22 protein-coding genes are annotated in these 25333 nt (G+C 35.9%); 19 read left to right on the forward strand and 3 right to left on the reverse strand.

What is annotated here, in order from left to right; translation table 11 throughout:
• Positions 1-85 precede the first annotated feature (85 nt).
• Positions 86-715, forward strand: coding sequence for an aminoacyl-tRNA hydrolase (gene pth / locus ACJJVT_RS14400; protein WP_405399635.1), 630 nt, complete (start codon positions 86-88; stop codon positions 713-715).
• Here pth and ACJJVT_RS14405 read toward each other — a convergent pair.
• Positions 712-1398, reverse strand: coding sequence for a hypothetical protein (locus tag ACJJVT_RS14405; protein ID WP_405399637.1), 687 nt, complete (start codon positions 1396-1398; stop codon positions 712-714). The two genes, pth and ACJJVT_RS14405, sit on opposite strands and share 4 nt — an antisense overlap.
• On the reverse strand, positions 1395-5159 hold the full coding sequence (locus ACJJVT_RS14410) for a reprolysin-like metallopeptidase (protein WP_405399638.1): 3765 nt from the start codon (positions 5157-5159) through the stop codon (positions 1395-1397). The genes ACJJVT_RS14405 and ACJJVT_RS14410 overlap by 4 nt, the downstream gene beginning before the upstream one ends.
• 53 nt (positions 5160-5212) lie before the next feature.
• Between ACJJVT_RS14410 and ACJJVT_RS14415 the strand changes: the two genes are divergently transcribed.
• From ACJJVT_RS14415 to ACJJVT_RS14500, 18 genes are all read left to right on the forward strand, one after another.
• Positions 5213-6139 carry a bifunctional riboflavin kinase/FAD synthetase gene (locus ACJJVT_RS14415; RefSeq protein ID WP_405399639.1) on the forward strand — a complete coding sequence of 309 codons (927 nt, stop codon included), beginning with the start codon at positions 5213-5215 and terminating at the stop codon, positions 6137-6139.
• Positions 6140-6141: 2 nt separating this feature from the next.
• Positions 6142-7473, forward strand: a complete 1332-nt coding sequence (locus tag ACJJVT_RS14420) for an HTTM domain-containing protein (protein WP_405399640.1) — start codon at positions 6142-6144, stop codon at positions 7471-7473.
• Positions 7474-7628: 155 nt separating this feature from the next.
• Positions 7629-8900, forward strand: a complete 1272-nt coding sequence (serS, locus tag ACJJVT_RS14425; RefSeq protein ID WP_405399641.1) for a serine--tRNA ligase — start codon at positions 7629-7631, stop codon at positions 8898-8900.
• Between the two features lie 261 nt (positions 8901-9161).
• Complete coding sequence (locus ACJJVT_RS14430; RefSeq protein ID WP_405399643.1) at positions 9162-11900, forward strand: T9SS type B sorting domain-containing protein; 2739 nt, start codon at positions 9162-9164, stop codon at positions 11898-11900.
• Positions 11901-12113: 213 nt separating this feature from the next.
• A complete protein-coding gene (locus ACJJVT_RS14435; protein ID WP_405399644.1) occupies positions 12114-13655 on the forward strand; it encodes an amidase in 1542 nt (513 codons plus the stop codon).
• Positions 13656-13758: 103 nt separating this feature from the next.
• Entirely contained in the window at positions 13759-14613 is an 855-nt protein-coding gene (locus ACJJVT_RS14440; RefSeq protein WP_405399646.1) for an endo alpha-1,4 polygalactosaminidase, read from the forward strand.
• 45 nt (positions 14614-14658) lie between these two features.
• Positions 14659-14985: a DMT family transporter gene (locus tag ACJJVT_RS14445; protein WP_405399647.1), complete on the forward strand. Its 327-nt coding sequence runs from the start codon at positions 14659-14661 to the stop codon at positions 14983-14985.
• Positions 14986-15100: 115 nt separating this feature from the next.
• Complete coding sequence (locus tag ACJJVT_RS14450) at positions 15101-16888, forward strand: tetratricopeptide repeat protein (RefSeq protein ID WP_405399648.1); 1788 nt, start codon at positions 15101-15103, stop codon at positions 16886-16888.
• Positions 16889-16963: 75 nt separating this feature from the next.
• Positions 16964-17596 carry a DUF4286 family protein gene (locus ACJJVT_RS14455; protein ID WP_324024191.1) on the forward strand — a complete coding sequence of 211 codons (633 nt, stop codon included), beginning with the start codon at positions 16964-16966 and terminating at the stop codon, positions 17594-17596.
• Positions 17597-17616: 20 nt separating this feature from the next.
• Positions 17617-18483: a 16S rRNA (adenine(1518)-N(6)/adenine(1519)-N(6))-dimethyltransferase RsmA gene (gene rsmA / locus ACJJVT_RS14460; RefSeq protein ID WP_405399649.1), complete on the forward strand. Its 867-nt coding sequence runs from the start codon at positions 17617-17619 to the stop codon at positions 18481-18483.
• On the forward strand, positions 18470-19825 hold the full coding sequence (gene mgtE, locus ACJJVT_RS14465; protein WP_405399651.1) for a magnesium transporter: 1356 nt from the start codon (positions 18470-18472) through the stop codon (positions 19823-19825). The genes rsmA and mgtE overlap by 14 nt, the downstream gene beginning before the upstream one ends.
• Positions 19826-19942: 117 nt before the next feature.
• Entirely contained in the window at positions 19943-20308 is a 366-nt protein-coding gene (locus ACJJVT_RS14470) for a cupin domain-containing protein (RefSeq protein WP_405399652.1), read from the forward strand.
• 10 nt (positions 20309-20318) lie between these two features.
• A complete protein-coding gene (locus ACJJVT_RS14475; RefSeq protein ID WP_405399653.1) occupies positions 20319-21263 on the forward strand; it encodes a 2-hydroxyacid dehydrogenase in 945 nt (314 codons plus the stop codon).
• A gap of 1 nt (position 21264) precedes the next feature.
• Positions 21265-21720 carry a DUF1801 domain-containing protein gene (locus ACJJVT_RS14480; protein ID WP_405399654.1) on the forward strand — a complete coding sequence of 152 codons (456 nt, stop codon included), beginning with the start codon at positions 21265-21267 and terminating at the stop codon, positions 21718-21720.
• Positions 21721-21726: 6 nt separating this feature from the next.
• Entirely contained in the window at positions 21727-22113 is a 387-nt protein-coding gene (locus ACJJVT_RS14485; protein ID WP_405399656.1) for a VOC family protein, read from the forward strand.
• A gap of 54 nt (positions 22114-22167) precedes the next feature.
• A complete protein-coding gene (locus ACJJVT_RS14490; protein WP_405399658.1) occupies positions 22168-22560 on the forward strand; it encodes a TM2 domain-containing protein in 393 nt (130 codons plus the stop codon).
• 79 nt (positions 22561-22639) lie between these two features.
• Complete coding sequence (locus tag ACJJVT_RS14495; protein WP_405399660.1) at positions 22640-22963, forward strand: ArsR/SmtB family transcription factor; 324 nt, start codon at positions 22640-22642, stop codon at positions 22961-22963.
• Positions 22964-22974: 11 nt separating this feature from the next.
• A complete protein-coding gene (locus ACJJVT_RS14500) occupies positions 22975-23475 on the forward strand; it encodes a GNAT family N-acetyltransferase (protein ID WP_405399661.1) in 501 nt (166 codons plus the stop codon).
• Between the two features lies 1 nt (position 23476).
• Here ACJJVT_RS14500 and ACJJVT_RS14505 read toward each other — a convergent pair whose 3' ends face one another.
• Complete coding sequence (locus ACJJVT_RS14505) at positions 23477-25297, reverse strand: GNAT family N-acyltransferase (RefSeq protein WP_405399663.1); 1821 nt, start codon at positions 25295-25297, stop codon at positions 23477-23479.
• Positions 25298-25333 lie beyond the last annotated feature (36 nt).

Here is a 25333-nt window from a genome sequence, read left to right on the forward strand (position 1 = left end):
TTTACAATTTTAAGATTCATAATAAAGCATCCTGGTACTTGTATCAGGATGCTTTTGTATTTTTATCAATTAAATCACAATACAAATGTTCGGTTTTCTTAAAGCTCTTTTTACAAAACAGAACATCATACTTGAAGAGAAAGATCCCATGAAGAAATTTTTAATCGTAGGCTTAGGTAATATCGGTGATGAATATGCAGAAACCAGACATAACATTGGCTTTAAAGTACTAGACGAAGTAGCCAAAGTAAACGACTTTACTTTTGAAACTGTTAAGCTTGGTGATATAGGGTCATACAAGGTAAAAGGAAGAACTATTATTTGCCTTAAACCTTCTACATATATGAACAGAAGTGGAAAGGCTCTGAAGTATTGGATGGATAAAGAAAACATACCTCAAAGTAACATTCTAGTAATAACAGATGACATCAACTTACCGTTTGGCACTATTAGAATTAAAACCAAAGGTAGCAACGGTGGTCATAACGGACTAAAAGACATAGAGCTATTTCTACAGACCATACTTTACAATAGGTATCGTTTTGGAGTTGGCGCCGATTTTGGTAAAGGGAGACAGGTAGAATATGTATTAGGGCAGTGGAGCGAAGAAGAAAAAGCACTAATGCCAGAACGATTAAAGAAATCAACCGAGATTATAAATTCGTTTGCTCTAGCCGGTATTGCTAGAACTATGAATCAATTCAATAATTCTTAAAGCACTTTAAAAGTAAATACACCAGTATCTGATCTATTACCCTCTTCGTCAATAACGACAACTTTCCAGTAGTACACCGTATCTGATGTTACAGATACTTTAATACTCGTTACTGGCGATGATAATTCTCGAATTAAATTTATTGGTGGTGTTTCTACAGAGAAATACACTTCGTAACTAGCGATATCATCATCTAAATCAGCAGCAGACCATGTTAACTCAACCTCATTATTAATATCTTTAAAAACATTATCTGAAGAAGCCGGACTTATAATAGTTGCAGGAAAAGGTGCAAATGTGGTTCTAGATCCAGAATTATAAAAATACCACTCTTTACTAGATACCGTTTGCTCTACTTCACTATTTCTAGAGCGTACAAGCCATGAAAATTGCTCGCCTTTTGCCAAAGGTAATTGAGCAGAATTCGATGCCGAAACAATGGTCTGTACTGTACCAGTGGCGATATTGGTAACACGTAATTCATAGGTCTCTGTATTATCTGCCGATCCCCAGCGAAACTCAACCCTACTCGTCTCCTCTCCTAAACTACTACCTGTAGTACATTCAGAATTTTCTTCTGGAAATACCAAAAGCACTGCTTCAGGTGGATTTGCAGCACTTTTCTTTTTACAACTCGTAACAGCCATAAATAAACACGTAATAAGTACTAAAAAGCGCATCATTCTTTAATTACTTTAGAAGTTCCATTTATTGTTCTACCCACATACTTTAAGTAATAAATACCCGTAGACAGTGAACTCAAATCTAAACTTATGATTCCGTTTAATGGCTGTATAGAATTACTAGAAATATATCTACCGTCGGCACTAAAAATACTTACAGTTACTTCTTCGTGCTGAGCACCTAAATAGACTTGAACAATATCTTTTACAGGATTTGGATATACAACCGGCTGTACATAAAAACCTATCTGCTCTTCATAAACACCTTGGCATGGTATATCTGTAAAAACTTTTAAAGTATTCAATCCTTTATCTAAATCTAACGCCACTGTAGATTCTTCTGTTTGTATCGCTACTCCGTTTAGTTCTATAGTATAAAATGATGCCCCGTTCATTTCAAGTGTTACTTGAGAACCATCTACGGCTATTTTAGAAGTTACATTAAGTGGCGAAGGTTCTGTAATCTGCACTTCAACACAATACTCTTGGTACGCGATAACGCCATCTGTACCCGTCATACACAAAGTATATGTACCAGATTCTAAATTTGCTAAATTAAAGGCATTCGAAAAATTCTGTGTTAGATTTAATCCATTGCCAGAAACTACTACCTGGTAATCTAGCGCCAACTTTGGCACAATAGAAAGCGAACCATCGTTATTATCTCTACACGTTTCACTTTCTAAGCTAACAATAAAGTTCTCAACAGGAAAACGATATATAGCGCAACCAGAAGCATCTACCTCTTGACCGGCAGGCGTACCTAAACATAAATCATCACCATCATCAAACACTCCGTCATTATCAGCATCTGGTCTAAAATCTCCCTCTACGCAAGCTTCAAGAATAAATGATTTTAAACTACCACCATCTGAAGGAGCGTTATCCTTAATCTCTAAAGTCCATTCACCCAATATAGATTCTCCATTAAAGGAACTTAAACTTCCTAAAGGTTTTACCGAACCACTAATACCAGGATTAACCGAACAAGTAAATGCCGGACTATCATCATCAAAAGTTGCGTCAATATTTCTTGAATCGCCGCATGAATTAGAAACCAATGTCACCGTAGTACCTGCGGGCGAGGTTAGACTAATGACCAAATCAGCCAAAAATGTATGCTCTATATCGAGTTGCACATTGATGTCTGCAACAGGCAAATCTTCAAAAAACACAATTTTAGAAGTAATCACTGGTGTACCGCTACTTGATATAGCGATTGGCATACCTGTAGCACTTTTTGTAGCGCAATTAAATTGAACCGTAGAAAAGCTAAAAGGGGTACTAAAAACACCTTCACCACAATCATTCTTTGGCTTTACCCTCCAAAAATAAGTACTATTATTATCTAAAAGCGTAGGCGAGAACGAACTACCATTAACAGTACTCGATTCTATAACATTCGTAAAAGCAGCATCATCTGCAATTTCAACATCATACTGCGTATTACCAACCGATGTTCCCCATTCTAACAACACATCGGTAGACGCGTTCTCAAAACTATCAACAGGTGAAATTAGAATTACTTCCTCAAAATTATCATCGTAAATTCTTAACTGCAGTATAATTTCTTTTGTTACCGTATCTGCTGTGGCTAAAACCCGAACAGGATAAATACCAGGATCTACCGTATCAATTCCTTCAAAATCAACTGTAACCAAAGTGTCGTCTGCATCTGCGACAGCAGGTGCAAACGTTGCTGTAATACCTATTGGCAAATCAAGTACGCTAAAGGTACTTTCTTCATCAAAACCTAAATCGGTTTCATAGGTAAAATCAACACTTAGATCATCTGGCTTACAAATATCAAAAACAACCTCTTCAAAGTTAAGAACGATCTCTGACGGAGTTATAGAAAAATTTACATCATTAACGGCAAAGAAAATATTATCATCCGCTTTGATCATAATACGCCCTGTACTTGTCGGAATATTTGGCACAATTATAGTCTGACTACCATCATTCAATGTATTTTCTACCAATGTAATAGGAAAGGTGATACCACGATCCGTAGATAAAAATATAGAAACGGTTTCAGCGCTTATAGGTGAAATATCAGTATTGGCAACATCCCAAGTAATAGTCTGCACCGATCCAGCTTCAAAAGACTCTTCTACAGCTTGAGAACTTATTAAAAATGGTCCGGCTTCATTGACTACCGAAACTGACATTTCATCAGAATCTGATTGTCCGCCATTTAAAGCATTATCACGTACGGTCAATGAAAAATTCAATTCACGCCCTACATTAGAAAGCGTTTCCCATGCAGAACCAGAAGTTGGCACTGTCTGGGTTAGTTCTCCGCTTAAGATTCTATTCAAACTAGGAAAATACCGTTCTGAAGTAAGTTTAGGTGATAAGGATCTAAAATTTGCCCCAGCCGGGTTATCAGGTCCGAATGTTGCCTGCGTTACTATTCCGTTATCAATCTGTTCCCAAGTATAACTAAGCACATTTGCCACATCAACATCAGTCGCCTCGCCCGAAAGCACAAAAGGAGTTCCTTTAGGTATCACGTAATCTGTTAATGGAACAATAGTAGGCGGATTATTTACAAGTGCCTCAGTTACTCCGCATGAAACAGTTTCTAAATAATCTCGTATTTGAACTATGCTTACATAATGAAAGTAATCATCACTATTAGAGGCTACATTATTTACCCCTGTTATGCCCGCATACCCCATGATTGTTGTACCACTAGCTGGCTCGACCTGTACCGTTGTACCTTCTGAAATATGTGAAAAAGAATGATTTGCCCCAAACTGATGCCCCATTTCATGAGCAACTAAATCAATATCAAAAGCATCACCAACCGGTGAAGACAATGTTGTATAACCACTACCCTTTCTACTATCTGTACATACAGCGCCAATAAAACCAGAGTTACCGTCTAAGGTATTATCCTGTTGATTAAAAAGGTGCCCAATATCATAATTAGCCTCACCAATAACAGATGTTAATGTATTTTGAACTTGAGAGCTTAAACTACCCGTATAAGGATCAGTTTCTGGATCTGTATAAATTACAAGGTCTGTATTTGCAATCAATTCTAAGGTTATGGCTAAATCGCGTTCAAATACGGCATTAATTCTAGTTAATGTTGCATTAATGGCAGCAAGTGCATCAGCCTTTGTTCCTCCATGAAATGCAGTGTATTCACCTGAAGCTGAAATAGCAACTCTAAATTTTCTTAGTGTTTGATCATCTACCAATTTAGCCGTAAGGTTTTGCGAATATTCTTTAACCTCTGGCATCGTTTTACACACAAAATCAATATCACGCTCGTCTTGCTCTGTTCTTCTATATACTACATAGGTGTCGTCAGCAGATTTCTGCATAAATAACGCTCCGTTTTCACCAGAAGTGCTCATCGTACTTTGAATACCTTTAGGAGAAACACTAAACCTAATTTGCTTAGTAGCATCATGTAGGGCGATACCCTTATATGATTTTATAGATGGATATTTGAGTGCTAATTCTTCAGAAAAAAGATGGGAATCTTCCACTAAAAAGGGGACTAGCTTGCCCGTTTCATCTGGAAAATAAATGATATTGGAAGTTTTATGCGCTGAAAGTGCTTGTAAAAATTGTTGCTGATTAAGGGTAAAAGCCGTTCCTTTATTTACTCTTAACTGTTGCTTAGTGAATTGCTTAGCCTTATTATTCAATTCCGTATTTTTCCAATAGGCAGTCTGTGCCATACCGGAAAAGGAAAGAAATACTATGGTAATTGTAAAAACTAGGCGTAATTTTGCAATCATTAAGAGGCTTTTAACTCAAAATCAAATATAAGTCTTTTTATTTTCTATCATAGGTGATTACAGTCCGCAACATTTCTAAATACAAAGAAGAACATCCTACGGTCATTACCATAGGCACCTTTGATGGTGTACATATAGGTCACCTTAAAATACTTAGTAAAATCATAAATCATGCCAAAAGTACCGAATTAAAATCTTCGGTTCTTACGTTTTTTCCGCATCCGAGAATGGTCTTACAAAAAGATGCGAATATTAAACTACTAAATACCATAGACGAAAAGATTCATATTTTAGATAAACTTGGTCTAGACGTACTTATAATTCACCCTTTCACCAAAGATTTTTCTAGACTTACGGCTATTGAGTTCGTACGTGATATACTTGTAAATACCTTACATATAAAAAAAGTGATTATTGGGTATGACCACAGATTTGGACGAAATAGAAATGCCAATATCTCAGATTTAATCACTTTTGGCAACACGTATGATTTTACGGTAGAAGAAATTCCTGCTCAAGAAATTGATGACGTATCGGTTAGTTCTACCAAGATCAGAAAAGCATTAGAAGATGGCGATATTGAAACCGCTAATAGCTATTTAGGCTATGAATATATGCTTACCGGTACCATTATAAAAGGTAAGGGCATTGGCAAACAATTGGGCTACCCAACAGCAAACCTTGCTATAGCTGAAGATTACAAGCTAATACCTAAAAATGGTGCTTACGTTGTAAATAGCATTTTAAATGGTGTCGTTGTTTACGGTATGATGAATATTGGCTATAACCCAACCGTAAATGGCACAGAGAAATCGATAGAAATCAATTTTTTCGATTTTGATGAAGATTTGTATGACCAAAAAATTCAGATTAATATTTTGGTTCGCTTAAGAGATGAGCATAAATTTGAATCTATTGATGCTCTAAAAGCTCAATTGGCCAAAGACAAAGAAAAATCGCTACACTATATTAAAAGGTAATTATGCTCAACAGGTTATTATTTCAACGCATAGATAATAGCCCGTTAATCATCTTTCGTATATTTTTCGGCATACTCGTCTCCTTAGAATGTTTTGGCGCTATTGCCACAGGCTGGGTAAAGCGGAATCTAATTACACCAGAATACACTTTCCCTTTCATTGATTTTGAATTTCTACAACCATTACCTGGTTATGGCATGTATTTTTACTACTGCCTAATGGGTATACTTGGGTTATGTATTGCCGTAGGCTTCAAATACAGGGCTAGTATAATTTCATTTACAGTGCTATGGACTGCAACGTATTTGATGCAAAAAACAGCTTATAACAATCATTACTACTTACTCATATTAATAACATTAATCATGTGCTTTTTTCCTGCGGAAAGAAGTCGATCGTATGATGTTAAAATGAAACCTGAACTAGAAAGCAACTCTATGTATGCTTATGTAAAATGGGCGGTAGTGTTACAATTATTTATTGTTTACGTGTACGCATCAATTGCCAAAATGTATGGCGATTGGCTTGATTTTAGCACGATAGCCGTATTAATGAATTCAAAAAAGAACTACTGGCTAGTTGGCGATATTTTACAAGAACCGTGGATACATAGTATAATTGGATCAGTTGGTATTTTGTTTGATTTACTCATTGTACCAGCTTTACTTTGGAAACCAACAAGAAAAGCGGCTTTCTTTATTTCATTATTCTTTCACCTATTCAATTCCGTCATTTTTCAAATTGGTATTTTCCCTTACTTATCGATTGCTTTTAGCGTCTTCTTTTTTGAGCCAGAAACTATTCGCAAGATATTTTTCAAATCTAAGAGACCGTATACTTCGTCAGAACAAATTGTTCCAACACATAAAAACGCGCTTCTATTAGGCTTTGCTGTATACTTTATGATTCAATTACTACTGCCCATTCGACATCATGCTATTGATGGTGATGTGCTTTGGACAGAAGAAGGACACCGAATGAGTTGGAGAATGATGTTACGCAGCAGACAAGGAAAAGGCACGTTTAAAGTGGTAGATAAAGACACTAAAGAAACGTTTATCATTAAACCGAAAGATTATGTTTCTCGCGGTCAAGAACGTAAAATATTTGCCTACCCAGATTTTGCATGGCAGTTTGCCCAATATTTAAAGAAAGAGTTTGAGCAAAATGATAGAGATGTTTCAGTATACCTAGAAAACTCTAAGATCAGCATCAACCGCAAACCTTTTGTACCCTTTATAGATTCTAAAACTGATCTAGCAGCAGAGACTTGGTATCAAACAAAACATCACGACTGGATTCTACCTGCCAACTTCGGAAGCCCTGAAAAATAATATATCTATAAAAAATAAGTTCTTATATCTAAGAAAACTTAATAGATTCAGAACAATTTGACTAAAAACCATATTAATCGTTGTTTAGTCTCGAAAAGTAAGCTTTAGAAATTTTAGTTTAATGTAAATTTGTTTTTAAATACAATACATCCATAATGTTACAAATACAGACCATTAGAGATAATCAAGAAGATATTATCCTTGCCCTTGGAAAAAGAAATATTGATGCCCAACCCTTAATTGAAAAAGTGCTTCAATTAGATGAAAAAAGACGTGCTGCCCAAACAAGTTTGGACAACATTTTGGCAGAATCGAATAAAATTTCCAAAGAAATTGGTGTATTGTACAAAACAGGAAAAGCTCAAGAAGCTAATTCTCTAAAAGAAAAAACGGTAAAGCTGAAGGAAGAGTCCAAACAATTAGGTGATGACTTAAACTTAGCGGAAGAAGAGTTACAAACACTGCTTTATCAATTACCGAATGCTCCACATACTTCTGTAAAGAAAGGTTCTACAGAAGAGGATAATGAAGAGATATTCAATGAAGGTGAAATACCTAAGTTAGTAGAAGGCGCCTTACCGCATTGGGAGTTGGCAAAGAAATATGATATTATAGATTTTGAATTAGGTGTTAAAATAGCAGGTGCAGGTTTCCCTGTATATAAAGGAAAAGGAGCTCGTTTGCAACGTGCCTTAATTGCCTATTTCTTGGATAAAAACACTGAAGCAGGTTATACTGAAATTCAGGTGCCGCACTTGGTAAACGAACTTTCAGGTTATGGAACAGGTCAATTACCAGATAAAGAAGGTCAAATGTACCATGTAACGGCAGATGACCTTTATTTAATACCGACTGCAGAGGTTCCTGTAACCAACATTTTTAGAGATGTTATCGTAAATGAAAGTGATTTTCCAATTACATATACGGGCTATACTCCGTGCTTTAGAAGAGAAGCGGGTAGTTATGGTGCACATGTACGTGGCTTAAACCGCTTACACCAATTCGATAAAGTTGAAATTGTACGCGTAGAACACCCTACTAAATCATACGATGCTTTAGATGGAATGGTTGAACATGTAAAGAACATTCTACGAGAGCTGAAACTACCGTACCGTATTCTAAGACTTTGTGGTGGTGATTTAGGTTTTACAGCTGCACTTACGTTTGACTTTGAAGTGTTTTCAACTGCACAAGACAGATGGTTAGAAATTAGCTCTGTCTCAAACTTTGAAACATACCAAGCTAATAGATTAAAACTTCGCTTTAAAGACGAAAACGGTAAAAATCAACTAGCACATACCTTAAACGGAAGCTCTTTGGCATTACCGCGTGTATTAGCCGGAATTCTAGAAAATTACCAAACTGCAGACGGAATTAAAATTCCTGAGGTGTTAGTACCTTATTGTGGTTTTGATATGATTAACTAATACCAGTTCTTTTTACATTACTTTATGGCTTAAAATATATTTTGAGCGGTCTGATTGTGTTTACAATTTGGACGAAGATTAATGATATTATATGTTGATTTTAGTTTCTTTTTAAACAGACGGAACTAAAGATGTGAACAGTTCATCGAATTTTTTACGCTCTCAAATAAATTAAGATAATCCCTACAAAGATTAGCAATTGAAAATTGTAACTTGTGCTGACTCACGTTGTTTACTTACAACAAATTCAACCATAATTGCATGAGATTTTGCTTATTATTCTTTGCCATAACATTTGTGCATTTATCACAAGCCCAGGTTACTCCGGCAGAAAGAGCGGCATTATTAGCCTTTTACAATGCAACTGATGGTCCAAATTGGATTAGCGAAAATGATGCAGACCTTACTAATGATTGGAATTTTATAGGACCAGTAACTGACGATTGGTATGGTTTAACTGTAGTTGGCGGCAATGTTGTTGGCATTGACATGAACCCTACAAATACTAATATAAGCTCAAATAATCTTACAGGAGAGCTTCCCTACGAAATAGGAGACTTGGCTTACTTACAAGTTCTTGATGTAGGCATACAAAATCTAAGCGGGCAAATACCCGATAGATTAACCGAGTTAACTGAACTAAGATATCTACGATTAAAAGCAAACCAGTTTACCGGTCCTATTCCAGATACTATTGACAATCTTACAGAACTCGTTTTTTTAGATTTCGAAAACAACGAATTTAATGGTGAAATACCGGTAACAATTGCTCAACTCACAAACCTTCAAACATTAAGACTTAGAGGTAATCTATTAACTGGAGAAATACCAATTGAAATTACCGACATGATTAGCTTAAGAATTCTACGTTTAGGCGTAAATCAATTTACCGGTTATGTATATCCCGAATACGGCAATCTTAGCAACCTTACAGAACTAGGTCTAGGAAACAATCAACTTACTGGTGTGATACCTATTGAACTTCAATCTTTAGTTGAATTGAGAATTTTAATTTTATCGACCAATGAACTAACAGGTGAATTACCTATTGAATTAAGAACCTTAATAAATGCTGAATATATAAATTTTTCAAATAATAATTTAACAGGGATCATACCTACGGAATATGGAGAATGGGTTAGCATGATAAATCTTGTCATGGCAGGTAATCAACTAACAGGTCAAATTCCAGAAAGCTTTAATAAACTTACTAATTTACAATACCTTGATTTGGGGGGCAATGAACTTAGCGGTACTCTTTCACCCTCTTTTTCATCTTGGAACGAAATCATAGACTTAAGCTTGGGGCAAAATCAATTTTCAGGTAACATTCCAGATAGTTATGCCTCTTTTTCTAATTTAGAAAGATTGACTTTAAGCGACAATCTCTTTTCTGGAGAATTATCTCCGTTATTCTCTCAATGGTCAAGTATCACATCTATTTATTTAAACAATAATAATTTCAGCGGAGAAATTCCAGATACTTACTCTGCTTGGGTAACTCTAGAATCATTAGTAATTTCAAATAATCAATTTGGAGGCGAATTACCTCCATCATTCAGCAATTGGCTAAGCGCAACCTATCTCGCTTTTGGAGAGAATTTTTTTGATGGCGATTTACCTAACTTTACTGGAGTACTTTCTACGACCGATGTTTTACAAATAAATGATAACAGATTTCAATTTGGCGATTTTGAAAATGAATTCGACCATTACGACCAAAATATTCTTGGGTTTTCCGATGCAGACCAAGCCAACGTAAATGATATTGAAACTTTTGATAATTGCGTAGGTTCTGGCATAACGTTATCTACGATAGTCAGTGGTACGGCCAATGTTTACCAATGGTTCAAAGACGGCTCTCCCATATTAGGAGCAAACGACGCTGATCTAATTCTTGATCCTTTAAGCGTAACCGATGCGGGAGTATATACTTGTGAAATTACAAGCACCATAGTAACAGACCTGACCCTAGAGCGAAACCCGATCACTGTTACAGTGAACGATAACGCTCCTACCGCCAATGAAATTACTGATATTACTGTTTGTGATTTAGATGGTGACGGATTTGCAATGTTTACAATTAACATTACAGACCTAGAATCTCAAACAATAGGAAATCAAACAGGATTGACAGTTTCCTATTTTGATGCTACAGGTAATCTTCTAATTCTAACCGACGACTTTACCAACACCATACCTAACACACAAACTGTAACCGTTCGTGTTACCAATTCAAGCGGTTGCGAAGATGAGACTTCGTTTAACTTAACTACCACAACACCTGTCACAGCCGAACAATTTGACGACACAACAGCATGCGGCAGTTTTACGTTGCCAGAATTAGATTTAGGCAATAATTACTACACACAACCTAATGCCCAAGGCTCTAAGTTACAGGCTGGAGAAAATATCACCGCAACACAGACCATTTATATTTATGCAGGTATAGGCGATTGTGCTGACCAAACTAACTTTACGGTCACCATTATACCTCTAGTAACAGTAGAAGAATTAAATGATGTAACAGAATGTGGCGTATTTACCTTACCACAATTAAACAACGGTAGTTACTACACTCAAAGTGGTGGAACAGGCACTTTAATGAATAGCGGCGAGGTAATAACACAAACCCAGACTATTTATATTTATGAAGAGAATGATACTTGTTTTGCCGAATCTAGTTTTCAAGTAACCATAGATTTTATTGCTTGCGAAAATTCTGATGAAGCGATAAAATTGAAGTTTCCCAATTTCTTTACTCCTAATGAAGATGGCACTAATGATGTATGGGAGGTTGACCAAGATTTTTTCACCCTAAAGGGTACAGTTACCATTTATGACCGATACGGAAAATTTCTTTATCAGTTCAATGCCGAAAACGGAAGCTGGAACGGAACTTTTAATGGCAGAAGACTTACTGCAACAGATTATTGGTATAGGTTTGTTGAAGAAGAAGGTAATACAATTGTTACTGGACATTTTTCACTTAAAATATAATACAACACCTCCTTGTCAAATTAAAAATCTTAATAATTCAAAGGCTATTAATGTAACATTTTCTTAAAATATATTAGCCAAAATGAAGTATTCATGAAAGTACTTCTAATGAATGAATTTTTACACCCAACCCCATCAATATTCATTATTTTAGTAAAACGTTCAATTTTCATTAGTAACATGGGTTGACAAAATCTTAAAATCTTCTACATTATGAACTTCAAATTCAATTACTATTTATTGATTATCAGTTTGATATTATTCAGTTGCTCTGATGAAAAAATCACGGAAAATATAGAATTTGATATTGAAGAACTGACCATTTCTGACATTCATAAAGCATACGAAGCTAAAACCTTTAATAGCCAACAATTAGTACAAGCATATTTATATAGAATTGAAAAATATGACACTTTAACAAATGCACTAACCACAATAAATGAAAATGCTCTTGACATTGCTAAATCTCTTGATGAAGAATATCAAAAAACAGATATTTTACGTCCATTACATGGTATTCCCATAATTGTAAAAGACAATATTAATACAGAAGGCTTGCCTACTACTGCGGGCTCACTAGCACTGCAAAACTATATACCCGAAGAAGATGCGTTTATTATAGAAAAATTAATAGAAGCAGGTGCTATAATCATAGCAAAATCTAACATGGCAGAATGGGCATTTAGCCCAATGCATAGCGAAAGTTCCACAGCCGGTACTACTAGAAATCCTTATAACACAGATTACGTACCAGCAGGATCCAGTGGTGGTACTGGCGCTTCGATCGCTTCTAATTTCGGAACAATTGGGCTAGGTACAGATACCGGAAATTCAATTAGAGGACCATCATCACATAATGCTTTGGTAGGCTTTAGAACCACTCTAGGCTTAGTTAGTAGAAGCGCAATTGTTCCTCTTTATTTGAGAAATGATGTAGTAGGACCAATGTGTCGTACTGTTGAAGATGCAACTAAAGTTTTAGAAGTTATTGCAGGCATAGATACTAAAGACCCACTTACAAAATATTCAGAAGGAAAAACACCCGAAGGTTATACGCAATTTCTTAAGAAAGATGCACTAAAAGGTTCTAGAATAGGTGTTCTGAGAACATTAAGTGATGATAATCCGCATCCTGAAATAACTCAATTATTTAATAATGCACTTCACCAATTAGACTCTCTAGGAGCTTCGGTAATTGATTCGGTTATCGTACCTGATTTTCAAAATTTAAGACAGAACCAATGGTGTGCAACATTCAGAACAGATGTAGAAACTTTTTTAGAAGACTACGTTAAAAATGATTCCTTAAAAACCATTGAAGATATTATTGCTGCTGGAAGTACATCCGATTTTGCTAGAGAAAGGTTAGTTAGAAATGCCGCACACTCGGGCAGATGGGAAGATTCGGACATACCATGTTTAGATGCCTACACAGATATACGTAGGGTTGCTTTTAGAGAAGCTATTGAAAACGTGATGGATTCTTTAAAGTTAGATGCCATTGTATACCCATCATGGAACAACCCACCAGCCCCAATTGACCAATTTCAAAAAGAATATAAAGGAGATAATAGTCAGATAATTAGTCCGCATACCGGTCAACCGGCATTTACCGTTCCTATGGGTTTTACAAGTGGAAACTTACCAGCGGGACTCCAGTTTTTAGGCAGAATGTATGATGAGCCTATTTTAATAGGACTTTCGTATTCTTATGAGCAGGGCACTAAACACAGAAAACGGCCAGTATTGAAATAATTGACAAAAGAGAAATTAGAAAAATATAGACTATTTGTTAATCTAAGGCGTATATAAACAAACAGAAATAAAATCTGTGATTACCTTGCCTTAAATAACTCTTATGAAAAACAGTATCCTACTAATTATACTTTTAAATTTTATAGCCTGTAACAATCAAGATGACAGTATTATTACAGAAGATGTAACTGAGGATTTATCGGAAGAAAATGAAAATTTTAACGCCATACCAGTTTTCAACCACGCCTATATTGAAAATTTTGAAGTAGACCAATTGGCGTACATTGCTTTAAATGCTACAAATGCATATGTATTAGTTGACCCATTCGAAGATGACGTTGCAGAATCAATCGCTGAAATTAAAGCCAACGAAAATCAATTAGCAGCCTATATCAGTATTGGTACAGGTGAAGACTGGAGAGATGATTTTAATGAACTTCAACCTTTTTTAACTACCGAACAATGGGCAGAGTGGTCAGGTGAATATTTCGTAAACACTACGACAACCGGAATAATCGACGTGATGAAAGCTCGAATAGATAAAATTGCAGATTTGGGTTTTGATTGGGTAGAGTTTGATAATATGGATTGGGCATTGTATGATGAAACACGAGAAACATATAGTATAGAAGTTTCGAAAGAAGAAGCAATTACCTACTATCAAGAACTTTGCAATTATGTACATGAAAAAGGAATGAAGTGCATGGCTAAAAACTTCGTTGAGAATGCCGAAGATTTTGACGGCGTTACTTATGAATCTTATAACGATGATAAAAATTGGTGGGATACTTCTGGTGCCCAGAGTTTCTTGGATGATGAAAAACTCGTTATTATAATTCATTATAACGAAAGCAACTGCGACCAAGTATACAAAGATTACCAAGCGATTTACAACGAAGATCTTTCATTTATCTGTGAAGACACCACAACAAAAAAGTACCTTCATTACAATGAATAGGTAAAAGAGATTATCGACCTTTACTTTTACTAAATCTGTACAATTATGAATTGGGCACTACTAATAATCGCCGGTCTTTTCGAGGTAGCCTTCGCTTTTTGTTTAGGCAAAGCCAAAGAAACTAGTGGCAACGAAATGTACTTGTGGTATGTTGGTTTTTTAGTCGCACTTGGTATAAGCATGATACTATTAGTGAAAGCGACACAAACATTACCAATCGGTACTGCATATGCCGTATGGACAGGTATTGGTGCCGTTGGCACAGTGTTAGTCGGTATATTCGTATTCAAAGAACCAGCTACTTTTTTACGTATACTTTTTATTACCACATTAATAGGTTCTATCATAGGCCTTAAAGTAGTATCTCATTAATGAGATAGCCATTACAAGATTCGCTCACTAAAAATTAAACCTGTTATCGCATAAAATCAAGTGCTTGTTAGCATCTACTTAACAACAACTTACTGCATTCTATGTATATTTGATTATGCGCTTTATCTTTTTCGTAATAACATATTTAGCACTATCAACATTCGCCTTTGCTCAAGATGATTTCTTGGCAAAGCAATATTTTGCCGACGGTGATTTTGAAAGAGCTGTTGTTTTTTATGAAAAGCTCGTAGAGAAAAACCCTAGAAGAACGGAATACGTTCAAGATTTGGTTGCTTGCTATCAGCAGTTAGAACGCTACCAAGAAGCTGAAGATTTTTTAAATCAGCGCCTAAAAGACCGCAACCCCTACCCAACATTATTAATAGACCTAGGTTATAATTATGCCCTTCAAGAAAAAGAAGAAATGGCACAAACCTATTATGATAAAGCGTTGGACATCATCTCTAAAAATCCTAATTATGGATACGCCATAGGTCTACAATTTCAAAAATACAGTCTTTTAGACATGGCTATAAAAGCCTTTCAAACATCAATGAAGTTAAATCCGGCATTAAACTTCAACTTTCAGCTTGCCAGAATTTATGGGGAACAAGGCAATGTAGAAGCGATGTATAATTCATATCTAAATCTTGTTATTGATGGTAAAACATCTAAATCGAACATTCTAAGAAGTATTGATGATTTTATATCTGAAGATGCTGAAAACAAAAACAACATCCTATTAAAAAAAGTATTGTTAGAGCGTGCACAAAAGAATCCTGATATTCTTTGGAACGAACTTTTAAGCTGGTTATTTGTTCAGCAAAAGCAATACGGCAGTGCGTTTAGGCAAGAGAAAGCCATTTCCAAACGCATGAACGGTAGCTCTACCACTCGCTTAGAAAACTTAGGCAATGATGCCCTTGACAATGAAGAACCTGAAGTTGCCAAAGATATTTACAGTTACATTATTGAAAATACCAGCAATAAAATAACACAGTTAGATGCCGAATTGAACCTCATTGATATTGAACTATTAAATGCTTCTGGCAATCAATTAGATGCTATTCAAAAAAAATACGATGCCTTAGTAGATGAATATGGTTACAAAACGCAATCGTTACAACTTCAGGTGGCCTATGCTAATTTTCTAACTTTTACAAAGAACAATCCAGCGCCTGCAGAAAAATTACTGAAAAATAGTTTAGAGTTGCCATTAAGTGACCGAGGTACCGCATATTTAAAATTAGCATTAGGCGATATTTTGGTCTATGACAAAAAGTTTAACGAAGCACTCATCTACTTCTCTCAGATTCAGCAAAAATTAAAGAACGATGTACTTGGTCAAGATGCCCGCTATAAAGTAGCACAAACTAGTTTTTACAAAGGTGATTTCGATTGGGCTTTAACCCAATTAAAGGTGCTTAGAAGTTCTACCTCGCAACTAATTGCCAACGATGCTATGCAGTTGAGCTTACTAATTTCAGACAATTCACTTGAAGACTCTACGCAAACTGCTTTAAAAAAATATGCAAGAGCCGACTTTTTAGCCTACCAGAATAAAACCTATGAAGCAATAACCGCATTGGGCGATATTTTAGAAAATCATAAGGGCGAAAAAATTGAAGACGAGGCGCTTTTAAAACAAGCTCAATTATTTGAGAAGCAAAAAAAATACGAAGAGGCACAACTAAACTATCAGAAAATCATCACATTTTACGGTAATGGAATTCTAGCTGATGATGCCTATTATGCTTTGGGTGAATTGTATAGAAAAGTATTGAACGACCCTCAAAAAGCAAAAGAGCAGTACGAGAAGATTATCTACAATTATCAGGACAGTTACTACTTTCCTGAAGCCAGAAAGAACTTTAGAATTTTAAGGGGAGACGCCATAAATTAAAATCAGGTATTATCTAATTCGTTTTAAGCCCTAGTTAAACTAACTTTGCATTTCAATTAGAACTTGATATAACCCATGTATATATATAACGTTACCACGAATATAGAAGAAACTGCACATGAAACCTGGTTGCAATGGATGAAAGAAACTCATATTCCACAAGTGCTATCAACTGGTAAATTCTTAAGCGCAAAATTCTCAAAAGTACTAGTTGAAGAAGATATGGGCGGCTTCACTTATTCGGTACAATATACCGTAAAAGACAAAGCTACATTAGAAAGATACTATGAAGAAGATGCACCTGCGCTTATAGAAAGTATTCAGAAGAAATTTGCTGGTCAGTTGGTTTCTTTTAAAACCGAATTAGAAGTGGTAGATGAATTCTTTGTTCAAAGAGCAACTGCCACACACTATCTATTTACGTACGGAACTTTACAAGAACTAGAAGTACAATTGGGAGTTTTCGCAAGACCTTTAAACGGATTCGAAGACGAATTACCTTTATATACATTATCTGACATAAAAGTGGCTGACCTCTACCCTACTTTGCAGCATACAGGCGTTAAGGAAGATGCCATAAAAGGGCAAGTTTATACCCTATCTCATCAAGAGCTACAAAAAGCAGATAGGTACGAAGGTGAAGCTTACGAGAGAATTGAAATTCAATTAGCTTCAGGAAAAAATGCTTGGGCATATATTGCAAAATAAGGCACCGTTAAATTAGAGCTATGGGAACGAAAAGAAAGAAGAATAAAGGTGATAAATATGCTCATAAAAAGCAATACGAAAAAGGTCCTGTAAAAGCAAAGAAATACCTAGGCCAACACTTCTTAAAAGATGAGGACATAGCCCGACAAATAGCCGAAACACTATTACAACAAGATTATAAGAATGTAATAGAAATTGGTCCGGGTACTGGGGTACTTACTAAATACCTTCTTTTAAGAGATAGCAATTTAGTGGCTATGGATTTAGATACAGAGTCTATCACCTACCTCAACGAGAACTTTCCGTTAGAACACCCTAAAGCATTTGAAGGCGATGGTACTTTTAAAGTCATTGAAGCCGATTTTTTAAATTATGATACTTCAACCCTTTTCGGCGATGAGCAATTCGGTATCACCGGTAACTTTCCATATAATATCTCTACTCAGATAGTTTTTAAAATGTTGGAGCTTCGAAATCAAATTCCTGAATTTTCGGGGATGTTTCAAAAAGAAGTCGCGCAACGTATTTGCTCACCAGAAGGTAGTAAGGCATACGGTATTCTTTCGGTTTTGGTACAAGCTTTCTATGAGGCAGAATATCTTTTTACCGTTGAACCAGATGTTTTTGATCCTCCGCCAAAAGTACAGTCGGGCGTTTTACGATTAACCCGCAAAGCGAATTTTGAACTTTCTTGCGATGAGCAACTTTTGTATCGTGTGGTAAAAACTGCATTTAATCAACGCAGAAAGACATTACGTAACAGTTTAAAAACATTTACATTATCAGATAATTTAAGAGAAGATACTATATTTGACCTTCGACCAGAACAATTGGCGGTCGACGATTTTATAGCATTGACGAACAAAATAGCAGATGACACCCTTTAAGCTGACCGAAGAATTTGTAGTAGAAATAGAACAGCTCATTGAACAGAACAATGATACTGAACTTAATTCTATGCTAGGTGCTGTGCATTATGCCGATGTCGCCGAAATCATTAATGAGTTAGATGAAGACAAGGCTACTTATCTTATTAAACTGCTTGAAAGTGATAAAACCTCTGATGTACTTACCGAGCTAGATGAAGACGTTCGTGAGGCCATTTTAGGCAATCTTTCATCTCAAGAAATTGCTAGCGAATTAGAAGAGCTAGATACTGATGATGCTGCAGATATTATTGGTGAATTACCTAAAGACCAGATACAAGACGTTATCTCTAAAATTGAAGATAGAGATCACGCAAAAGATATCGTTGACCTATTAAGATATGCTGACGATTCTGCTGGCGGACTTATGGCAAAAGAGCTTGTAAAAGTCAATGAAAACTGGAATGTGCTCACCTGTGTAAAAGAAATGCGGGCACAAGCGGAGAATGTAACTAGAGTGCATTCTATTTATGTAGTAGATGATGAAGACAAACTAAAAGGAAGATTATCGTTAAAAGATTTATTAACCACTTCGACAAAAACTCACATTAAAGACGTCTTTATAAAAAACGTAGATTCTGTTAACGTCAACGAAGATCCCGAAGAAGTGGCAAGAATCATGACTAAATATGACCTTGAAGCTATTCCTGTAGTTGACGAAATAGGTAGATTGGTTGGCCGTATTACGATTGATGATATTGTAGATGTCATAAAAGAAGAAGCTGAGCGCGATTACCAAATGGCAGCAGGTATATCTAGAGGCGTAGAGGCAGATGATAGTATTTGGGAACTTACCAAAGCAAGACTACCATGGTTAATTATTGGTATGTTCGGTGGTATTGGCGCTGCAAGTATTATTAGTAGTTTTCAAGAAGTAATGAGTACTTTTCCAATCTTGCTGATTTTTGTTCCATTAATACAGGCTACTGCAGGTAATGTCGGCGTACAATCATCGGCTATAATGGTGCAAGGTCTTGCTAACAATACAGTTAAAGGAGAAATATTAAACAGATTATTAAAAGAATTTACCTTGGGCTTAATTAATGGTGTAGCCATAGCCGCCATAGTATTGGTTATAAGTCATTTCTTCTTTCACACTAGTTACTTAATTTCAATTACGCTTTGTGTTGCATTAATCTCCGTAATAATAATTGCCGCCCTAATTGGCACCTTCATACCTGTATTTTTAGATAAAAGAGGCGTGGATCCCGCAGTGGCTACCGGTCCGTTTATTACAACAGGAAATGATATTTTCGGTATTTTAATCTACTTCTCTATTGCCAAAGTAATTCTTGGCATTTAATAAACCCCGCATCTTCTTTTTAGAATAGTTGCGCTTTGCGTATCTTACTATATCAAATTTTTCATTCACAGAAAATAAACGACCCTTTTATTCTAAAGCAGGATAAAACTAATACACATGAAAAGTATTAACCTAAAAGAAAAGTATGATCATGTAAATGATTTTTGGCATCCGCACCAAATAGGTATTGTTGACAATATGCAAGTGCTATTGGCAAAGATCAAAGGTGAGTTTGTATGGCATGCGCATGAAAATGAAGACGAACTTTTTCAAGTTGTAAAAGGCACGCTTTATATGCAATTTCGAGATCGAACAGAAGTTGTTCAACAAGGTGAAATTATTATAGTACCCAAAGGTGTTGAGCACTGCCCCATGACCAAAAACGATGAAGTGGTACAACTCATGTTATTTGAAAAATTAAGCACCGCACATACCGGTAACGTTAAAGACGAAAAAACACAAACAGATTACCCCAAAATATAATTAAACATAAATGAAAGTATTACACGTAGATATAAATCACCCACTAATAATTGAGCAATTTTCTGAATTAGGTTTTCAAAACGATGAAGATTATAGCTCTACAAAAGAAGAAATAGAAGCCAAGATCGAAGAGTATGACGGACTCATAATTCGAAGTAGATTCTCGATAGATGCTGCCTTTTTAGACAAAGCAAAAAACTTAAAATTTATAGGAAGATTAGGCGCCGGTTTAGAAAATATAGATACACAACATGCTAAGTCGCTCGGTATATTTCTTGCTGCCGCACCCGAGGGCAATCGTAATGCTGTAGGTGAACATGCTTTAGGTATGCTTTTATCCCTTTTTAATAAGCTGAACACGGCAGACAAAGAAGTAAGAAGTGGCAAATGGGATCGCGAGGGCAACCGTGGCATTGAGCTAGAAGGTAAGGTTGTTGGTATTATAGGCTACGGTAATATGGGTAAAGCATTTGCTAAAAAGCTAAAAGGTTTTGATGTAGAAGAAGTTATTTGTTACGACATTCAAGGTGGTATAGAAGATGAAAATGCACGTCAAGTAGGTATTATAGAATTTCAAAATAGAGTCGATGTCATTAGCTTACACGTACCACAGACAGAATTAACTATAGGTATGGTCGATTCAGAGTTTCTTGAGAAATTTAAAAATCCGATTTGGATTATTAATACCGCCAGAGGTAAATGCATTATAACTACAGCTTTGGTAGATGCCTTAAAATCTGGCCAAGTTCTAGGGGCAGGTTTAGATGTGTTAGAATATGAAAAAGCATCTTTCGAAAATATGTTCACAGATGATAATTTACCTGAAGCATTTCAATACCTAATTAAATCTGATCAGGTAATACTATCACCCCATGTAGCAGGGTGGACGGTTGAAAGCAAAATTAAATTAGCACAGACTGTAGTAGACAAGATAAAAGCTAAATTTTTGGAGTAACATGAAATACGAAGCCAACTCACCAGACGAATATATTGCTCAACTACCACAAGAACGCAAAGTGGTAATTGAAAAGCTAAGAGGTATTATTTCAAAGAATTTACCCGATGGTTTTGAAGAGCAATTAAGTTATGGCATGTTGGGCTACGTAGTTCCACATTCTTTATACGAACCAGGGTACCATGTAAAACCAGAACTACCTTTACCTTTTATTAATTTAGCTTCTCAGAAAAATTTTATAGCACTTTACCACTCCGGCATTTATGCAGACCCATCTCTAATGAACTGGTTCAAGAACGAATACCCAATTCATTGCAAACGCAAACTAGACATGGGCAAAAGTTGTGTTCGGTTTAAAAGTATGGGTGATATTCCTTACGAATTGATTGCAGAACTATGCACTAAAATGACCGCGACAGAATGGATTAGTTTATACGTGAAGAATATCAAAAAATAAATCGATATGAAAAAAAGAGTAACAGGTTTAGGCGGATTCTTTTTCAAAACGAAAGATCCTGACCATTCTAAAAATTGGTACAACAAGCATTTAGGGCTTAATACAGATCAATACGGTTGTACATTTTGGTGGAAAGACAAAGAAGGCAACGATTGCTCAACACAATGGAGTCCCATGAAAGACGACACCAACTATTTTGAACCTAGTCAATCAAGTTTTATGATGAATTTTAGGGTAGAAAATCTTGTAGAACTATTAGAAGTACTCAATGAAGAAGGAGTTACGGTGGTCGGTGAGATGCAAGAATTCGAATATGGAAAATTCGGATGGATTTTAGACCCCGACGGAAATAAGCTAGAACTTTGGGAACCAATTGATAAAGCATTTCTATGATGTTAAAATAATCGCTACATTTATCGCTTATAATAACCACCAAACAACAAAAAAATGTCAGACGAGAATAAAGATTTTGGAGATAAGGCAGAAGAATCTGCTAAGGAATTTAGCGAAGGAGCTAAAAAGACGGCCAATGAATTTACTGCAGGAGCAAAAGAAGCTTTCAGTGGAGGCGGAACAGAAAACAAAAAGGTTTTAGTTGGTATTTTAGCTATTGTACTTGGTTCTTTAGGTGTTCATAAGTTCATATTAGGATATCAGAAGGAAGGTTTCATCTTATTAGGTGCGAGTGTAATTGGTTACATAACTGTTTGTTTTGTAATTGGAGGTTTTATACTAACCGCTACCGCGGTAATAGGTTTAATTGAAGGTATCATCTATCTAACAAAATCAGACGAAGAGTTTTACAACACCTACCAAGTAGGCAGAAAACCTTGGTTCTAAATAACCTAAGCCAGTTGAGATTTCATCTGGCTTTTTTTATATTTAATATCATCGTAATATAGCAATATATAAATATGAAATGGGAATAACTAAAACACAAATATTTAATGTAGAACAGAATCAGTTGGCGATTATATTTAAGGTACTATCCAACCCTGCACGCATTGCCATTTTACAATATATAAGTCAGCAAGATGCGTGTATTTGTAATGACATTGTTGATGAAATTGGTTTAGCTCAGCCAACTATCTCGCAGCATTTAAAAGAGCTCAAGAGTATAGATTTAATTAGAGGTGAAATTGAAGGTAAAAAAGTATGCTATTGCATAAATCTTCCGAAATGGACCGAAATACAAACGGTATTGAATTCTTTCTTCGACACCACTAAAAGCAATTGTTGCTAAAAAAATTCGATATGAATGCTATAACAATAAGAACCATGTTGCGGATAGATTGGGAATTCGTTGCCAATATTTACAAAGAAGGCATTGATACTGGCATAGCAACATTCGAAACCAACGTACCCACATTTGAAGTTTGGAATAAAGCACACATGAGCACCTGCCGTTTTGTTGCCGAAAGCAATACTGAAATTATGGGCTGGGTTGCCCTCTCCCCTGTTTCTAACAGATGTGTATATGGTGGTGTCGCAGAAATAAGTGTCTATATTTCTAAAAATAGCCGTGGCAAAGGTTTAGGCAAGTTATTGTTAGAGCATGTTATATCGGCAAGCGAACAAGAAGGCTTCTGGACGTTACAATCTGGTATCTTCCCAACAAACTATGGTAGCATTAAAATTCATGAAGCTACAGGCTTTAGAATGATCGGTAAACGCGAGCGTGTTGGTAAATTACACGGCAAATGGGTAGATAATGTACTTTTTGAAAGACGTAGCAGCGTTGTTGGTATAGACTAAATTACGCTTCTGCTTCAGGATTTTGAGACTCCAATAACTTTCGTTCCAATTCTGCTTGAAATTCCTCCATAACTGGTTTTACGGTACTCTCAGGTAAATCGGCAATTTTAATATACATTAATCCGTCTACCGAGTTATTGAATAATGGATCCACATTAAACGCAACTACTTTTGCATTTTGTTTGATGTACTTTTTAATTAATACCGGCAAACGTAAACTACCAGGTTCTACCTCATCTATTAAACGATCGAATTTATTTAAATCGGCTTGGGTTTCATCAAAAACGAACTCCTTATCAGCATCCTTCAATTTCACCTTGAATTCCTTTTTAGGTCTTATGTATTGCGCTACATAAGGATCCCAATAATTAGACTTCATAAACTCGATCATCAACGATTTAGAGAAGTTCGAAAACTGATTACTGATACTTACCCCACCTATTAAATACTTATGTTCTGGAAATCTTAAAGTCGTATGCACAATCCCCTTCCAAAGTAGAAACAGGGGCATTGGTTTTTGCTGGTATTCTTTAGTGATATAGGCACGACCCATTTCAATAGAGTGCTCCATCATATCATATAATTCTGGTTCTACTCTAAAAAGATCTTGAAGATAAAAACCATCAATACCATGTTTAGGGAAAATTTCAGAACCCATGCCCATTCTATAGGCACCTACAATACATTTAGCCTCAGAATCCCATAAAAAAAGATGATGATAATAGCTATCAAAACTATCGAGATCAATAGCTTTATTCGTTCCCTCACCAATGGCTCTAAAGGTTACTTCGCGCTGTCTTCCAATTTCCTTCAAAATAAAAGGCATATCCTTTTCCGTAGCTAGAAAGACTTCATAATTCTTACTTTGAAGCAAACGACAATCTTTCTCCCTAAGTTTCTCAATTTCACCTTCCATAACCTCTTTACGAACCGCATCAGCAATTTTCTTAGGTTGCTTGGGTATTTTAAGGGAAGTAGGTATTTGATCTATTAAACGCTCTTTCTCATATGCGTTAGACAACATATAGGTTTTGCGGCGTAACAAATCTGTGTATTCTTCTAAACTTGTCTGTTCTTTTTGGGTAGCGACAGAAATCGGCTGCCCAATTCTCACCTTAATAGGTCTATTTCTTTGAGAAAACACCTGAGAAGGAATCATTGCTGTTCGTAGCGAATCTCCCAACTTAGAAATTCGGTAAAACAACGAACTATTTTTGGCGTGAAAATAAATAGGAACAACAGGTACATTTGCCTTTCTAATCAATTTTATGGCAGCTTCTTCCCAAGGTTTATCTACAATGAGCTTACCATCTTTATGGGTTGAAACTTCACCAGCAGGAAAAACCCCTAATACGTGACCATTTTTTAAATGCTCTAAAGTTTTCTTGAATCCGGCTAAATTACTTCTGGCATCTTTATGTTCGCTAAACGGATTTACAGGTAAAACAAAAGGCTCTAGCGGCACCATTCTTTGCAATAAGAAATTAGCCATTATCTTATAATCTGGTCGTTGCTTCACCATTAATTTGAACAACAAAATACCATCAATAGCACCCAACGGGTGATTGCTAATAGTCACATACGGACCATCTTTTGGCAAACGTCTAAAATCTTCCTCTGGAATTTCATAGTCAATTTCAAAATGCTCTAGAATTGCATTTGCGTAATCTTCACCCTCTAAGTGAGCAATAGTATCATAATAACGATTAATGCCAGATAATCTAGTTACCTTCAACAGCACCCAACCAATAAAAGTACCAAACACTCCATATTTGGAGAGCTTGAGAGCATTGGCAATTTCCTTCGCGGTAACTAAACCCATAAATCATCATCGATTAGACTGTAAATATAGGAAAAT

Origin of the sequence: Maribacter sp. Asnod2-G09 (assembly GCF_045063795.1) — a bacterium.
Lineage (GTDB): Bacteria > Bacteroidota > Bacteroidia > Flavobacteriales > Flavobacteriaceae > Maribacter.

Excerpts from the sequence above, each read along its gene's own strand:
- pth (WP_405399635.1), top strand. The coding sequence starts at position 86 with ATGTTCGGTTTTCTTAAAGCTCTTTTTACAAAACAGAACATCATACTT.
- ACJJVT_RS14405 (WP_405399637.1), bottom strand. The coding sequence starts at position 1,398 with ATGATGCGCTTTTTAGTACTTATTACGTGTTTATTTATGGCTGTTACG.
- ACJJVT_RS14410 (WP_405399638.1), bottom strand. The coding sequence starts at position 5,159 with ATGATTGCAAAATTACGCCTAGTTTTTACAATTACCATAGTATTTCTT.
- ACJJVT_RS14420 (WP_405399640.1), top strand. The coding sequence starts at position 6,142 with ATGCTCAACAGGTTATTATTTCAACGCATAGATAATAGCCCGTTAATC.
- serS (WP_405399641.1), top strand. The coding sequence starts at position 7,629 with ATGTTACAAATACAGACCATTAGAGATAATCAAGAAGATATTATCCTT.
- ACJJVT_RS14430 (WP_405399643.1), top strand. The coding sequence starts at position 9,162 with ATGAGATTTTGCTTATTATTCTTTGCCATAACATTTGTGCATTTATCA.
- ACJJVT_RS14435 (WP_405399644.1), top strand. The coding sequence starts at position 12,114 with ATGAACTTCAAATTCAATTACTATTTATTGATTATCAGTTTGATATTA.
- ACJJVT_RS14440 (WP_405399646.1), top strand. The coding sequence starts at position 13,759 with ATGAAAAACAGTATCCTACTAATTATACTTTTAAATTTTATAGCCTGT.
- ACJJVT_RS14445 (WP_405399647.1), top strand. The coding sequence starts at position 14,659 with ATGAATTGGGCACTACTAATAATCGCCGGTCTTTTCGAGGTAGCCTTC.
- ACJJVT_RS14450 (WP_405399648.1), top strand. The coding sequence starts at position 15,101 with ATGCGCTTTATCTTTTTCGTAATAACATATTTAGCACTATCAACATTC.
- ACJJVT_RS14455 (WP_324024191.1), top strand. The coding sequence starts at position 16,964 with ATGTATATATATAACGTTACCACGAATATAGAAGAAACTGCACATGAA.
- rsmA (WP_405399649.1), top strand. The coding sequence starts at position 17,617 with ATGGGAACGAAAAGAAAGAAGAATAAAGGTGATAAATATGCTCATAAA.
- mgtE (WP_405399651.1), top strand. The coding sequence starts at position 18,470 with ATGACACCCTTTAAGCTGACCGAAGAATTTGTAGTAGAAATAGAACAG.
- ACJJVT_RS14470 (WP_405399652.1), top strand. The coding sequence starts at position 19,943 with ATGAAAAGTATTAACCTAAAAGAAAAGTATGATCATGTAAATGATTTT.
- ACJJVT_RS14475 (WP_405399653.1), top strand. The coding sequence starts at position 20,319 with ATGAAAGTATTACACGTAGATATAAATCACCCACTAATAATTGAGCAA.
- ACJJVT_RS14480 (WP_405399654.1), top strand. The coding sequence starts at position 21,265 with ATGAAATACGAAGCCAACTCACCAGACGAATATATTGCTCAACTACCA.
- ACJJVT_RS14485 (WP_405399656.1), top strand. The coding sequence starts at position 21,727 with ATGAAAAAAAGAGTAACAGGTTTAGGCGGATTCTTTTTCAAAACGAAA.
- ACJJVT_RS14490 (WP_405399658.1), top strand. The coding sequence starts at position 22,168 with ATGTCAGACGAGAATAAAGATTTTGGAGATAAGGCAGAAGAATCTGCT.
- ACJJVT_RS14495 (WP_405399660.1), top strand. The coding sequence starts at position 22,640 with ATGGGAATAACTAAAACACAAATATTTAATGTAGAACAGAATCAGTTG.
- ACJJVT_RS14500 (WP_405399661.1), top strand. The coding sequence starts at position 22,975 with ATGAATGCTATAACAATAAGAACCATGTTGCGGATAGATTGGGAATTC.
- ACJJVT_RS14505 (WP_405399663.1), bottom strand. The coding sequence starts at position 25,297 with ATGGGTTTAGTTACCGCGAAGGAAATTGCCAATGCTCTCAAGCTCTCC.